Origin of the sequence: Klebsiella sp. CN_Kp104 (assembly GCF_040064515.1) — a bacterium.
Classification (GTDB): domain Bacteria; phylum Pseudomonadota; class Gammaproteobacteria; order Enterobacterales; family Enterobacteriaceae; genus Klebsiella; species Klebsiella aerogenes.
In genome coordinates, this window is sequence record NZ_JBEAII010000001.1 from 83,588 (window position 1) to 97,306 (window position 13,719).

A 13,719-nucleotide genomic window follows, 5' to 3' on the forward strand; every position below is an offset into this window, starting at 1 on the left:
CGGCGGGCACCAGGCCCGCCGTTTTCATGTGCTAGCTGAACTTAGTTCAGGCGCACCGGCATCCCTGAACGGTTCTGGATCGCCTGATCCATTACGCTCTGGTCAACGTCAGGCTGGCTGGTCACCGACTGCACGGCCTGAGTCAGGCTGATAGGCACGATTTCGCCGCCTTTGAACTGCGCTTCGGTGGTCGACAGCGGGTTGTGTACTTCAACGTAGCGGCTGCCATCCGGTTCGGTGGTGGCTTTTACCGGCTCATCGATAAACTGCACGCGGGTGCCGACCGGCACGTTCTCAAACAGGAATTTGATGTCTTCGTTACGCAGACGTACGCAGCCGTGGCTCACGCGCAGGCCGATACCAAAGTTGGCGTTGGTACCGTGGATGGCGTACAGACGGCCGATATACAGCGCGTACAGACCCATCGGGTTATCCGGGCCTGCTGGTACGACTGCCGGCAGCGGGTTACCTTCCGCGGCGTATTCGGCGTGCATTTTCGCCGTCGGGGTCCAGGTCGGGCCCGCTTTCTTACGCTCAACTTTGGTCGTCCAGTTGATCGGCGTATCTTTACCCAACTGGCCGATACCGATCGGCAGTACGATCACGGTATTGGTGCCTTTCGGGTAGTAGTACAGACGCATCTCGGCGCTGTTGATGACGATGCCTTCATGCACGGTGTCCGGCAGAATCAGCTGTTGCGGAATATTCAGCACGGTACCGCCTTTCGGCAGGTAGGTATCCACGCCCGGGTTCGCTTCCAACATGTTGGACAGACCCATCTGATATTTGGCAGCGAAATATTCCAACGGCTGTTTATTATCGTCTGGAATAGTGATGACCTGGTTCTGGCCAATCAGACGGCTGCCGTCGGTTGGCAGAGGATAGGTAACAGCTGAAGCTGTGTTGCAAAAGCCCACGATGGCGAAGGCTGCCGCTAATAGTGTCGATAATTTCATATTCTTCATGTCGTGCGCGGTGTCAACGCCACACGGGCCTTGTTAGATATTCAGATAGTAGATGGGAGCGCATTATATGTGCTTTCCGATAAACAGGTAAATCAGATGTGTACGAAATCACAATTTTTTCCTGTTGCTAATAGTGTAGTGCGCAACGCGCCGCTTTCACGGCGAATCGTCTGGTTAGTGAAACGTGGATTAATCTTCCAGCAGCCGCGACTGCAATGCTTCACGCGCCTGCGGCGTCAGGCGGTATTCCTGTTCCAGCCAGCGGTCGACATGACCGTAATGCTGTTCAATGCTGGACAACGCGGTCGCCAGATATGACTCCTGGACGGTCATGATGGCGGCGAGATTTTTACGCCCGTGCTCATTAAGGCCTTCGCCGAAGGTGTCGAGCAGGAATCCTTCGACCTGCGCCAGCATCCCCTGGGTCAGCAGATACTCTTCCATGACCGTATTGCTATCACAGCCGAGCGCGAACAGCGTCAGGGCGCAGCCGACGCCAGTGCGGTCTTTACCGACGGCGCAGTGCTGCAGCAGGGCGCCGTCAAAAGGCTCCATTAGCCATTGCGTCAACTGGCGATAGGCGGCGTTATTAAACGGTAACTGGCGGTAGAGCTGTAGCATAAACTGCTCGCCGTCCATGGTGTTGAGGGTCGCGGCGTTAAACTCGGTGACTTTCGCATTGACGCTGCTGGAAAGCGGATTGGCCGGGGCGTTGAGGTAAAAGGCTTCGCTATTCAGCCGATCGGGGCTGCGGTTGACCTCTGTCGGATCGCGATAATCCAGCACCCGGCTCAGCGGAATGGCGCTGAGATGATTGAGATCCTCCGGCGTCATGTTGTGCAGCGAGCCTGAGCGCAGCAGTTTGCCTGAACGTACGCGCCGGCCGTCGGCCGCGCGTTGACCGCCTAGGTCGCGAAAGTTGATGCCGCCTTGAAGCGAGATAAATGCAGGATGGCTGGTGCGGGTGGTCATAAATTCCCTCTGAATTGCGGATAATTATTATGTCTTAGCAATCGGTCATTTTGCGGTAAAACCCTGACCATAGCATAGTTATTGGCGGGCTTTTTACCGCAAGCCGTGAAAAGTGAAGCATTTGCTGGCATAATGTCTGGTTCATCACATCCCTAATTCTCTATTTTCAGGATATCCTCGTGCTAGTATCCAGCAACGTCACCATGCAGTTTGGCAGTAAGCCGCTGTTTGAAAACATCTCCGTCAAATTTGGCGGCGGCAACCGCTACGGCCTGATTGGCTCCAACGGCAGCGGCAAATCTACGTTTATGAAGATCCTCGGCGGCGATCTTGAGCCGACGCTGGGCAACGTGTCTCTCGATCCGAACGAGCGCATCGGTAAGCTGCGCCAGGATCAGTTCGCCTTCGAAGAGTTCACCGTGCTGGATACGGTTATCATGGGCCACGGCGAGCTGTGGGAAGTGAAGCAAGAGCGCGATCGCATCTACGCGCTGCCGGAAATGAGCGAGGAAGACGGCTATAAAGTGGCCGACCTGGAAGTAAAATACGGCGAGATGGACGGCTATTCCGCCGAAGCGCGCGCCGGTGAACTGCTGCTCGGCGTCGGTATTCCGGTGGAGCAACATTACGGCCCGATGAGCGAAGTCGCGCCGGGCTGGAAACTGCGTGTCCTGCTGGCGCAGGCGCTGTTCTCCAATCCGGATATCCTGCTGCTCGATGAACCGACGAACAACCTCGACATCGATACTATTCGCTGGCTGGAGCAGGTGCTGAACGAACGCGACAGCACCATGATCATCATTTCGCACGACCGTCACTTCCTGAACATGGTCTGTACTCATATGGCGGATCTCGATTACGGCGAACTGCGCGTGTATCCGGGCAACTATGACGAATATATGACCGCGGCGACCCAGGCGCGTGAGCGTCTGCTGGCCGATAACGCCAAGAAGAAAGCGCAAATTGCCGACCTGCAGGCCTTTGTTAGCCGCTTTAGCGCCAACGCTTCAAAATCGCGTCAGGCGACCTCTCGCGCCCGTCAGATTGATAAAATTAAGCTGGATGAAGTGAAAGCCTCCAGCCGTCAGAACCCGTTCATTCGCTTCGAACAGGATAAGAAACTGTTCCGTAACGCGCTGGAAGTGGAAGCGTTGGCGAAAGGCTTCGATAACGGCCCGCTGTTCAAAGGGGTTAATCTGCTGCTGGAAGTTGGCGAAAAGCTGGCGGTACTGGGGACCAACGGCGTCGGTAAATCAACGATGCTGAAAACCCTGGTCGGCGAACTGGAAGCGGATAACGGTACCGTCAAGTGGTCCGAAAACGCCCGTATCGGCTACTACGCTCAGGATCATGCCGAAGATTTCGAGAACGACCTGACGGTCTTTGACTGGATGAGCCAGTGGAAACAGGAAGGCGATGACGAGCAGGCGGTACGCAGTATCCTCGGTCGTCTGTTGTTTAGCCAGGACGATATCAAAAAGCCGGCGAAAGTCCTCTCCGGTGGTGAGAAAGGTCGCATGCTGTTCGGTAAGCTGATGATGCAGAAACCGAATATCCTGGTGATGGATGAACCGACTAACCACCTGGATATGGAATCGATCGAATCGCTGAACATGGCGCTGGAGATGTATCAGGGCACCCTGATTTTCGTTTCTCACGACCGTGAGTTCGTGAGTTCGCTGGCGACTCGCGTACTGGAGATCACCCCAGAACGCGTAATCGATTTCAGCGGCAACTACGAAGATTACCTGCGCAGTAAAGGTATCGAGTAATTCCTCCCCGTTACCCGGGTAGCGGCTGCGCCTTACCCGGGCTACCCGCTGTCCGTTGCCCGGGCGACCAAACCGCACAGTGTTGTAGCCCCGGTAAGCGGTAGCGCCACCGGGGATTTCTGGACCACCAATACCGGCAGTTTCAGCGGGACTTGGTCAGAGCCTCCACTCGGTCCCTTCGACGCCATTCACCAGCAGTTGGCGTTTTTCTCCCGCCGGTAATGACAGCTTCAAGGCTTTCCACGCCGGACTATAGTTGCCGCGAGCATTAATTTTCAGGTTTATGCTGCTGGCGCTGCAGGTCATTTCCCACTCCAGCCATAGCGCATCCCCCTCTTTATAGCCCCAGCTTTCGCCGTCGTCTTCAAACAGCAGACCGCGGGTTGAGCCGGCACCTTTCAGCGGGAACAACTGCAGTTCGCGACGATCGTCTTTTTGCGCATCGATGTGGTTGATACGTTCACTGAGCGGCAGACCGGCGCCGGCGCGGACCAGCAGCGGCAGTTTTTCCAGCGGTGCGTCCAGCGTCACCCACTGACCACCGGCGAACCACTGGTGGCTGTAAAAATCGTACCAGCCGTCCTGATTATCGGGCAGCCACAGCTGGCGCTGACGGGCGCCAGGCTCGACCACGCTTGCTACCAGCAGATCGCGCCCCAGCATAAAGTCATCACACTCGGCGAAGGTCTGGGTATCGTGCTGGTGATCGAGAAAGGTCGGGCGCAGCATGGGTTCGTCATCGGCATGCGCCTGCCATAACAGGGTGTACAAATAGGGCAGCAGACGGTAGCGCAGCTCGATGGCAGAGCGGATCGCCGGGGTGATTTCCGGGTACATCCAGGGTTCATTGACCGTCTGGTCGTCATTCCACGAGTGAATGGTAAAGCGCGGATGCATCACGCCGTTTTGCACCCAGCGAACGAACAGTTCTGGTTCGGGTTTATCGCCGGAGAATCCGCCGACGTCATGGCCGACGTTAAACAACCCGGAGAGACTCATCCCTAATCCCATACGGGTGTTATAGCGCAGCGTATCCCAGTTAGTGCGGTTGTCGCCGCTCCAGGTCTGTACGTAGCGCTGCATCCCGGCACAGCCGGAGCGGGAGATCAGATACGGGCGCTTTTGCGGCGCAAAGCGCTGCTGCGCTTCCAGCGAGGCGCGCATCATCAATAATGGCATCACCGGACGAATATGCTTAATGGCGATTTCGCGGCCAAAGCCGTAGCAGCGCGCCTCGCCGTCCCACACCTCATACTCGTTATTATCGTTCCAGGTCGAATCGATACCCATCTCCAGTAGCTGGGTGGTCACGCCTTCCTGCCACCAGGTCACGGTGTGCGGGTTGGTGAAGTCGAGATGCGAACCTTCATCGTCCCAGAAGCTGGAACGCTCGGGAGCATCGGTTTGCGAATCGCGAATGAAAAGGCCGCGTTCCGCCACTTCGCCATAGCGTGGGTGATCCTGCAGCAGACACGGTTTGATATTGGCAGCCAGTTTCAGCCCGGCATCGTGGAACGACTGGCTCATCACTTTTGGCTGCGGCACCTTGTCGTAGTTCCAGTTAAAGACGTAGCGTTTGCCGTTGATTGAGGTATAGCCGGAAGAGAGCTGGAACGAATCACAGGGGATCGCATGCTGCTCGCACAGGCGGATAAAGTTCATCAGCTGATTTTGCGCATCCGGCGCGTCGGTATAGTGCATCGTCGAGCCGCTATAGCCGAGGCTCCATTTCGGCCCAAACAGCGTTTTACCGGTCAGACGGACAAACGCTTTGGTCACATCCAGCACCTGCTTACCGGTAAACAGGTAATAATCGATGTCGCCGGCCTCCGCCTGCCAGCGGCGATAGGCGGTGTGGTAGTTGTCGATTTCATTGCCCAGATCCAGCCAGCAACTGCTCAGGTTGTCATAGAACAGGCCGTAGCTGATATCGCTGCGCTGCGTGATGGTAAACGGAATATGTTTATACAGCGGGTCGGTGCTGACGGCGTTGTAGCCCATGGCATCGAGGTTACGCATTTCGTAGCGTTTGCCGTTACGCTGCAGGTCACCGGCTTTTTCACCCAGCCCGTAGAAACGTTCATCTTTGCGGCGGCTAAGATAATGGGCGACGCCATCCCCGTGGGCGTTTGCCAGATAGGCGCTGGTTGGGCGGTCATTGGCGAGCGTCTGCCACTCACCGGCCTCGTCGCGATAGCTCCACTCCAGCCAAAGCGGCTGGTGGACGGTGACGCGCAGCTGGCTGGTGGCGATGGTCAGCGTGTCATCCGCTTCGCTCATCTGCCAGGCCGGGAGGCTAAAACCGCTGAGGTCATCCCGCGCGCGGCCTTCCCACGGCACATCCTGCTGCGGGGCGATACTCCAGGTGCGATCCAGCGCCAGTTGGCCCTGGCGCTTCAGCAGGACGCGGAATAAATTCTCTTCCAGCACATACAGACACAAAGTGTGCTGACCATCAACGGTCAATTCAACGTGATGCTCCAGCTGTTGGTGCAAACTCCAGTGTTTCAACGTCTTCATATTTTACATCCACTCTCAGGCGCGCTTGGCGCGACGTTCAGCAATAAATGCCACCAGGAAAACGGCGCCAATCAGGTCAAAGAAACCCATGGCGATAAACAGCGGGTTGAAGCCAATTTTGTCGGCGGTCACCCCGATTAATAATGAGAACAGGAAGCTGGCGATCCACGCCGCGGAGCCGCGCATACCGTTGACCGTCGCCATTTGTCCCTTGTCGAAAGACTCCACCACCAGCGCGCTGAGCATGCAGGAGATGATCTGATGGCCGAAACCGCCAATGGAGATCAGGATGATGGTGATATAGGGATCGCGGGTAATAGCGACCAGCGCCAGCGAGATCATCAGAAACGCGCCGGTCACAGAACTGGCGATGACCGAATTGACTCGCGTACAGCCGAACCAACGGACGTACAGGCGGGTGAGATAGCCGCTGACCACGCTGCCAAGGTCGGCGGCGAGGAACGGCAGCCAGGCGAACATCGCTATCTGTTTAAGATCCATACCGTGCTCTTTCGCCAGGTACAGCGGCACCCAGAAGCTCAGCACCGCCCAGGCGGGCTCGGCCATAAAAGCGGGGATGGCGATACCGTAGAAACGTTTGTTCTTCGAGACGGTTTTTAGCGCGGTAAAAAAGGGCAGCTTCACCGGCGGCGCTTCGTTGTCCTGCTTGATGTACTCCAGCTCGCTTTTGCTGAGATTCGGGTGTTTTTCCGGGCTCTGATAGAACGCCCACCACAGCACGACCCACAGCAGCGCCAGCACGCCGGTAAACATAAACGCGCCCTGCCAGCCGAAGGAGGCGTGGGCGAAGTAGATGATAGGCGGTGCCAGCATCGCGCCGATAGAAAAGCCGACGCCGGCCCAGCCGGCGGCGATCGGCCTTTCGGGTTTCGGGAACCACTCGCCGATGGTTTTAGCGTTAGCCGGGGTGGCGGCCGCCTCTGCGCCGCCCATAAAGAAGCGTAAAATAGCCAGATGCAGCCAGCTGCCTGCTCCGGCGTGCGCGATACAGGCTACCGCCCACAATGTGGCGCAAACCATAAAGCCCAGCTTGAGCCCGATGACGTCGATAAGCCAGCCGCACAGCGGTTGGAAGATGGTATAAGCCAGCTGAAATGCGCCGACGATCCACGAATATTGCTCGGTGGTAATACCGAGAGTGGCTTTCAGTTCCGGGGCGATAATCCCCAGCGAGTTACGTGTGATGTAGTTGACGGTGACGCCAAGTAAAAACAGCACCAGCACCCACCAGCGCAGGTTTTTCACCACCCGGCGCGTTTTGCTGACTGCCATATCATTGTTGAGGCCTTGACTCATAGAACTCTCCACAAGACGTTGTAGGGGGAAATGACGCTTCAGCCGCTGAGTCGTCACGTAATAGTTCTAACCATTTGAATTATTTGTTTTTATTTCAATATCTATTGGTATAACTAGTATGGAAGATATTGGACCAATTCAAAATAAGGGAGAAAGACGGCGGGCAGTAGCGCTATTTATGCAAAATTTTTCATGAGATGACGTAGTTCTCATAATTTGCCGGAGTATTTGCTTGTTGGTCAGGGTTTGGCGACTATGAAAATTCTTTCATTTTTGAATTGGAGCTGGATCACAGAATGGATAAAAAGCTGCGAGTCGCCGAAATTGCCGCCCGCACCGGGCTGTCAGCCAGTACGGTTTCGCGCGTCTTAGCCGGAAAAGCGAATACCAGCGAAAAGGCCCGTCAGGCGGTATTGGCCTGCGCCCGCGAGCTGGGGGTGATGCAGGGATTGGCCGCCGGGCGGCTACTGCTCAACAACCTGCTGATTTTTGCTCCGCAACGGGCCTTCGACGAACGTTCAGATATTTTCTACTACCGCGTCATCCAGAGTATTAATAACGCGCTGGCGCCGCATGAAGTACGTCTGCGCTATTGCGCGCTGGAAGAAAACGACAGCGACGCCAATCTGTTTCTGGCACGCATGAACGAGACCGACACCCAGGCGGCGGTATTGCTGGGTATTGACGATCGGCATATCCACGCGCTGGCGGCGGATCTTGGCAAACCTTGCGTATTAATTAACTGCCGGGATGAAGGGATGCGGCTTCCTTCTATTGCGCCTGACCATCGGCTGATTGGCCAGTGCGCCGCTCGTTATCTGTTTGATATGGGCCATCAGGCGGTAATGAACGTGATGTGCTTGCGCCGCTATACCATGGAGCTACGGCTGGTGGGTATCAAGGAGGCGTGGCGCGCGCGCAACCTGCGATTTACCGGTAGCCGTGACCTGATTAGCGTCGCCAACTTTAGCGCCAGAGAAACGGAAGAGCAGGTCGGTGCCTGGCTCGACGCTTTACAGGGGCGCCCGATGCCGACGGCGTTTCTGGTGGGCGGCGATTTTATGGCCGCCGGTACCGTCAGCGCGCTGCAAAAACGAGGCCTGCGGGTGCCGCAGGATGTCTCGGTGATGAGTATCGACGGTTTTAATCTGGCGGCGATTCAGGACGTGCCGCTGACGGCGATTCATGTGCCGCGGGATGAGCTCGGCAGCGAGGCGGTGCATCTTCTCCAGCAGCGTCTGCTGCGCCCGGAAGCGCCACACGGTTCGCTACTGCTGCACGGCGCCCTGGTGGTACGCGATTCGGTGCGGCGGATCCGGCCAGGCAAGAGCCATACCGCCGTAGAACAGCAAGGTCTGTATGATGATTAGATCTTCATGCCCAATGCGCGTTTGCCGTGATCGTTAAGATCGGCAACGGTGAAGCGCGCCTGCCAGTCGCATTCATAATCCTCGCGCGGGAAATCCCCCGGCGAGGCGCCTTTTTCCAGCGCGATTTTTACCTTCTGCGCATAGGCGAGGTTTTTCTCGCACATCGGCGCGGCCGGGATGTACATGACGTTGCCCCAGCCCTGTTGATTTTCCACCGGCGCGACCGAGTGAATGACATCGCAGTGCCACCAGACGGAATCACCGGCATTCAGCGCGGGAATCGAGCTTAGCGCTTTGATGAGCAATGGATGCCATTGCTCAGAGATCGGCAGTACCTTGCCCGGCGCGACGCCGCATAGTTCATCTTCTGGCACATCATCCAGCAGCGGACGCAGCAGAACGTAAGCCATCGCCTCCGGGATCGGCACCACGTGCAGCAGCCCTTGACCGGGGATCATGTCCGACAGCGCTGTCCAACCCTGGAAAGTGCGGAAGACCGAACATTTGGTGGTGTTATCGACGGTGTATTCTTCCACTTCGGTACGATGCGCCGCGTCCCACGGATCGTAGGCGTCGATATTGCCATTAAAGACGTTGGCGAAAACCTGCTGATAAGCGGGAAGCAACCAGCGCTCCAGCGCCCCGGAATCGGTATGCGCGCCCAGCCCCTTTGACGTGGTTCCCGGCGGGCGGCGGCGGATGCGGTCAGGGTAAATCACGCTGACATCCGGATCGAACCAGCGTTTGCCGTCCTGCTCAAAGCGCCACAGGCGGTTAAGGAAGGATTGTACCGCCGCCATTTCATCGCTTTGGCGCGCCTGCATTTGCGAGGGCGACCAGTAGATCGGATAGATCTCCGGGCGCGAAGCCTCCAGCGAGCCGAAGAAGCTGTCGCCGGGCCCTTTGTAAACGTCGTCGAAATGGTTCAGGTCCAGGTATTCCAGCATCGCGTTATCCCAGGCCAGCGCCTGTTCGCGCGGGTAGTGGCCTTTGATAACCGCGCAACCGCGGCGCTTAATCGCCTCGCGCTGCGCATCGCTCACTTTACCCTGGGCGATATCGCTAAACGGGATCGTCGGCCAGACCTCCTGGCCCGCGGCTTTCAGGGCATTAATCTCGTCCAGGCGCTCGCTGATGCGCGCCGAGAGTTTATCGAACACTGCCTGAACATCGCCGATTTGCGCGCGTAGGGCCTGTTTCATCTGGCGAATCGCCGCTTTATGGTCGGCAGGTAATGTTTCGTGGGTAGGGAGAGCAGCCATAATTACCTCGTTGTATCTTTCATTCGAAAGTATTAAATCTTACAAACGTTAATTTAAGTTAAATTAGAGTTAATGCAAGTTTAAAATTATGCAGCGGCGCACAAAATGGAAAAGCCGGGGCGGATACCCCGGCACAGGATCAGTCGTTGAAAGGGGAGGTCTTATCGAGAACGGCCTGAATCACCTTCAACGCGCCGTCGTGGTTATTGTCATCGGTGGTGAAACCGGCGATGGCTTTGATGCTGTCGGCAGCGTTGGCCATAGCAAAAGCATATTTCACCAGTTTTAACATTTCGGCGTCATTGCCGCTGTCGCCAATTGCTACGCATTGCTGCGGCGAAAGGTTCCAGCGTTTGAGCAGGCGGCTGATGCCGTTGGCTTTATGCAGGCCGGGGATAATCAAATCGACAAAGCCAAAGCCGCTGGTGACCGGCTTCATGATCCCATCCAGCGAGACGTGCAATTTATCGATAAGCTGTGGGATATCGCTATCAGGCAGGTTGAGGGAGAATTTGAATAGCGTATCGTCGATGCGATGGTAATCGCTTACCCGCTGCAGACGATGGTAGTGCTTCGACATCAGCTCAACAAAGGCGTCCGGGGCTTTATCACTCACGTATGCGCTTTGCAGGCCGCAGGCGACAAAGTTGAGCTGCGGATCTTTCAGCAGTTCGCCAATCACCACCTGTGATTCGTGACGGGTCAGTTCGCCGTGGAACACCTGTTTGCCATGCTCGTAAACCAGAGCGCCGTTTTCTGCGACGAACGAAATCTGCTCGCGGATTTCCGGGAAAAATGAGATCAGCTGATAGTACTGGTTACCGCTGGCGACAACAAATTCAATACCTTGCTGTTTAAGCTGCGCAAACTGCGCGAGGAAACGCGGGCGGTCATACTGCTTGGCGTCATTGAGAAAAGTTCCGTCCATATCGGTGACGATAACTTTAACGGTCATAAGAGGTGCTCCTGGCTTAACTTCGACCAGTAACATTCTAATTACAATGTGATGGGGAGCACAAATTTATTTCGAATGAAAGTTTATCCAATTATCAACGGGTACAGAAGATGTCACCCGGCTCAGCGCAGCGCCGGCCGGGTATTTTCCTTACAGCGTATGCTCGGTACGGGCGATAATATCGTCCTGAGTATCCGGCGACAGGGCGGTGAAGAACGCCGAGTATCCGGCGACGCGGACCACTAAATCGCGGTACTGGTCAGGGTGTTTCTTGGCTTCCAGCAGCGTTTCGCGTGACACGATGTTGTACTGAATATGCCAGCCTTTGTGCACTTCAAAGAAAGTACGCAGCAGCACCATCAGCTTTTGCTTATCAGACTCGTTCTCCAGCGTGGAAGGATTCAGCTTCTGGTTGAGCAGCACGCCGCCGAGGATCGCGCCGGTCGGCAGTTTGCCTACCGAACTGATAACCGCCGTTGGCCCCAGGTGATCGGTACCGGAGGCCGGGCTGGCCCCTTCCGCCAGCGGCGCGTGCGCTTTGCGGCCATCCGGCGTCGCCATGGTCTGCGCGCCGAACGGGACGTTCGCGGAAATAGACGACGTACCAGCATAATAGTTACCGCCAATCGGGCCGCGGCCGTAACGCGGGTTATGGTACTGCTTCAGCTCGTCGATATAGGTCTGATAGGCGCGGGCCAGCAGAATGTCGACGCTGTCGTCATCGTTGCCGTACTTCGGCGCGCCGTTGATTAACCGCTGACGTAACTGTTCGTGGGTCAGGCCGGCAAAATCTTCCGCCAGCGCTTTCGCCAGCTCCTGCTGGCCGATGACGCCCTGATCGAAGACCAGTTTTTTCACCGCCGCCAGGCTGTTGCCGAGGTTGGCAATCCCGACCTGCAGACCAGAAACCCAGTCATACTTCGCGCCGCCTTGCTTGATACTCTTCGCCCGTTCGATGCAGTCATCAACTAACGCTGAGCAGAGAATATCGTGGACGTTCTCTTCCAGCATGGTATCGACAACGTACTCAATCTCGATGGATTTACGGGTGTAGTAGCGGATCTGAGTATCCCAGTCTTCCAGTACCTGGTCGAAGTTAGTGAAGTTACCTTTCGACAGCGCATGTTGTTGGGCAAGGAACACCTGGCCGCTGGTGGCATCGCGGCCGCCTTCCAGCGTCGCCAGCATCACCCGCGCGAAGTTAATAAAGCTCATGCCGGTGCAGCGATAGCCCCATTTGCCGCCAACCGCGGTTTCGATACAACCGATAGCGGCGTAATCGTAGGCGTCCTGCGGCTCAATCCCTAGCTTGATAAATTCCGGAATGACGATTTCATCATTGTTAAACGCCGGCATGCCGAAACCGCAGCGGATCACCTGCACGCAGGCGTCGAGGAAGTCGTTGCTCATCCCGGCGTGGTAACGCACGCTGAGGTTCGGCTGGGTCGAGCGCAGGCGGCCGCAGGATTCGAGGATCGCGTACGACAGCGGGTTGACGGCGTCCTGCGGTTGGCCGTCGACCAGATTTTGCCCGCCGATGGTGACGTTCTGGTACAGCGGGCTACCGGCGGAAGCTTTGGAATGCGAGCCGGAGCGAATTTTGTTGACCTCCAGCAGCTTCAGCCAGCAGCAATGCAGCAGCTCAATGGCCTGTTCGCGATCCAACGATTGCTGCAGTTCAACGTCGCGGCGGTAGTATGGATAGAGGTACTGGTCCATGCGGCCAAAAGAGACCGAGTGGCCGTTGGATTCAATCTGCAGGATCAACTGAATAAAGTAGCAGAGCTGCAGCGCCTGCCAGAAGGTTTTCGGCGGCTGGTGGGCGATAATTTCACAGTTTTCGGCGATCGCCAGCAGCTCGTCGCGGCGCAGTTCGCGCGGCTCCTGCGCCGCCATGTCGCGCGCCAGCGTAGCGAAGCGTTTGCAGTGTTCGCTCACTGCCGCGAGAACGATATCGATCGCCTTCAGGAACTGTTCGCCGTGCAGATCTTCCAGCACCGTCAGATTAATGCGTGAGCGGCGCTCAGCGACTTTCGCGCGCATGCCGTCGAGCCCTTTTTCCAGCAGCAGCGGGTAGTTGACCGCCAGGTGGGCGTCGCCGGAAGTCATGTTACCTTCGGCTTTGATAATGCCGGTGGCGAGCAGCGCTTTTTGTTCATCGGTAAACATGCCGTAGCAGCGGTCCTGAACGGTCTGCCCGCGCCACCATGGGCACACTTCATGTAAGACACGCTTATTCTCTTCACTGACCGAGAAGCCGGCGCCCGGACGGTCGGCGAGATCGTCGATCTCTTTCTCAATCCAGCTGACGGTATATTCCGGGAAAATCGGCGCGGCGCGAACTTCGCTGGCCTGGTTGCCGACGATCAGCTCATCGTGCTTGATCCAGATAGTGCGTTCCGCCAGGTGATGGGCCAGCGCCAGCGCGCGACGTACCGGGATCGGTTTATCGAGATGTTGCTGATAGGCGGCGGTATAGTGTTGGGCGCGCTCGGTACAAACCGGCGGCTTAACGATATGCACCAGCGCCATTTTATGCGCCTGAATGCGGGCGCTCAGAGTATCCAGTTTTAAGGTGGTCATAAG

At 56.7% G+C, this 13,719-nt stretch carries 9 protein-coding genes; 2 read left to right on the forward strand and 7 right to left on the reverse strand.

Annotation, left to right across the window (positions count from 1 at the left end; genetic code table 11):
* Positions 1-41 precede the first annotated feature (41 nt).
* Both ldtB and ABLU80_RS00435 read right to left on the reverse strand, forming a co-directional pair.
* Positions 42-956 (reverse strand): L,D-transpeptidase, encoded by a 915-nt coding sequence (gene ldtB, locus ABLU80_RS00430; protein ID WP_015367569.1) that lies wholly within the window; start codon positions 954-956, stop codon positions 42-44.
* A 198-nt stretch (positions 957-1,154) separates the two neighbouring features.
* A complete protein-coding gene (locus ABLU80_RS00435) occupies positions 1,155-1,937 on the reverse strand; it encodes a tyrosine-protein phosphatase (protein ID WP_047054316.1) in 783 nt (260 codons plus the stop codon).
* Between the two features lie 179 nt (positions 1,938-2,116).
* On the opposite strand from ABLU80_RS00435, the gene ABLU80_RS00440 reads away from it, so the two are divergent.
* Entirely contained in the window at positions 2,117-3,709 is a 1,593-nt protein-coding gene (locus ABLU80_RS00440; RefSeq protein ID WP_348849574.1) for an ABC-F family ATPase, read from the forward strand.
* Between the two features lie 156 nt (positions 3,710-3,865).
* Here the strand turns inward: ABLU80_RS00440 and ABLU80_RS00445 are convergent, their stop codons facing one another.
* Both ABLU80_RS00445 and ABLU80_RS00450 read right to left on the reverse strand, forming a co-directional pair.
* Complete coding sequence (locus tag ABLU80_RS00445) at positions 3,866-6,229, reverse strand: glycoside hydrolase family 31 protein (protein ID WP_348849575.1); 2,364 nt, start codon at positions 6,227-6,229, stop codon at positions 3,866-3,868.
* Positions 6,230-6,244: 15 nt separating this feature from the next.
* Positions 6,245-7,546 carry an MFS transporter gene (locus ABLU80_RS00450; RefSeq protein ID WP_348849576.1) on the reverse strand — a complete coding sequence of 434 codons (1,302 nt, stop codon included), beginning with the start codon at positions 7,544-7,546 and terminating at the stop codon, positions 6,245-6,247.
* A 296-nt stretch (positions 7,547-7,842) separates the two neighbouring features.
* Between ABLU80_RS00450 and ABLU80_RS00455 the strand changes: the two genes are divergently transcribed.
* On the forward strand, positions 7,843-8,916 hold the full coding sequence (locus tag ABLU80_RS00455) for a LacI family DNA-binding transcriptional regulator (RefSeq protein WP_020079297.1): 1,074 nt from the start codon (positions 7,843-7,845) through the stop codon (positions 8,914-8,916).
* Here ABLU80_RS00455 and ABLU80_RS00460 read toward each other — a convergent pair.
* From ABLU80_RS00460 to ABLU80_RS00470, 3 genes are all read right to left on the reverse strand, one after another.
* Complete coding sequence (locus ABLU80_RS00460) at positions 8,913-10,178, reverse strand: DUF1479 domain-containing protein (RefSeq protein WP_015704832.1); 1,266 nt, start codon at positions 10,176-10,178, stop codon at positions 8,913-8,915. The two genes, ABLU80_RS00455 and ABLU80_RS00460, sit on opposite strands and share 4 nt — an antisense overlap.
* Positions 10,179-10,317: 139 nt before the next feature.
* The gene (locus ABLU80_RS00465; RefSeq protein ID WP_015367562.1) at positions 10,318-11,133 is read right to left on the reverse strand and encodes a Cof-type HAD-IIB family hydrolase; all 816 of its coding nucleotides are present in this window, start codon (positions 11,131-11,133) and stop codon (positions 10,318-10,320) included.
* Positions 11,134-11,283: 150 nt separating this feature from the next.
* Positions 11,284-13,716, reverse strand: coding sequence for a formate C-acetyltransferase/glycerol dehydratase family glycyl radical enzyme (locus tag ABLU80_RS00470; protein ID WP_100279973.1), 2,433 nt, complete (start codon positions 13,714-13,716; stop codon positions 11,284-11,286).
* Between the last annotated feature and the right edge of the window lie 3 nt (positions 13,717-13,719).

Bases quoted from the DNA above. Each gene is read 5' to 3' on its own strand.
- ldtB (WP_015367569.1), bottom strand. From the start codon at position 956: ATGAAATTATCGACACTATTAGCGGCAGCCTTCGCCATCGTGGGCTTT.
- ABLU80_RS00435 (WP_047054316.1), bottom strand. From the start codon at position 1,937: ATGACCACCCGCACCAGCCATCCTGCATTTATCTCGCTTCAAGGCGGC.
- ABLU80_RS00445 (WP_348849575.1), bottom strand. From the start codon at position 6,229: ATGAAGACGTTGAAACACTGGAGTTTGCACCAACAGCTGGAGCATCAC.
- ABLU80_RS00450 (WP_348849576.1), bottom strand. From the start codon at position 7,546: ATGAGTCAAGGCCTCAACAATGATATGGCAGTCAGCAAAACGCGCCGG.
- ABLU80_RS00455 (WP_020079297.1), top strand. From the start codon at position 7,843: ATGGATAAAAAGCTGCGAGTCGCCGAAATTGCCGCCCGCACCGGGCTG.
- ABLU80_RS00460 (WP_015704832.1), bottom strand. From the start codon at position 10,178: ATGGCTGCTCTCCCTACCCACGAAACATTACCTGCCGACCATAAAGCG.
- ABLU80_RS00465 (WP_015367562.1), bottom strand. From the start codon at position 11,133: ATGACCGTTAAAGTTATCGTCACCGATATGGACGGAACTTTTCTCAAT.
- ABLU80_RS00470 (WP_100279973.1), bottom strand. From the start codon at position 13,716: ATGACCACCTTAAAACTGGATACTCTGAGCGCCCGCATTCAGGCGCAT.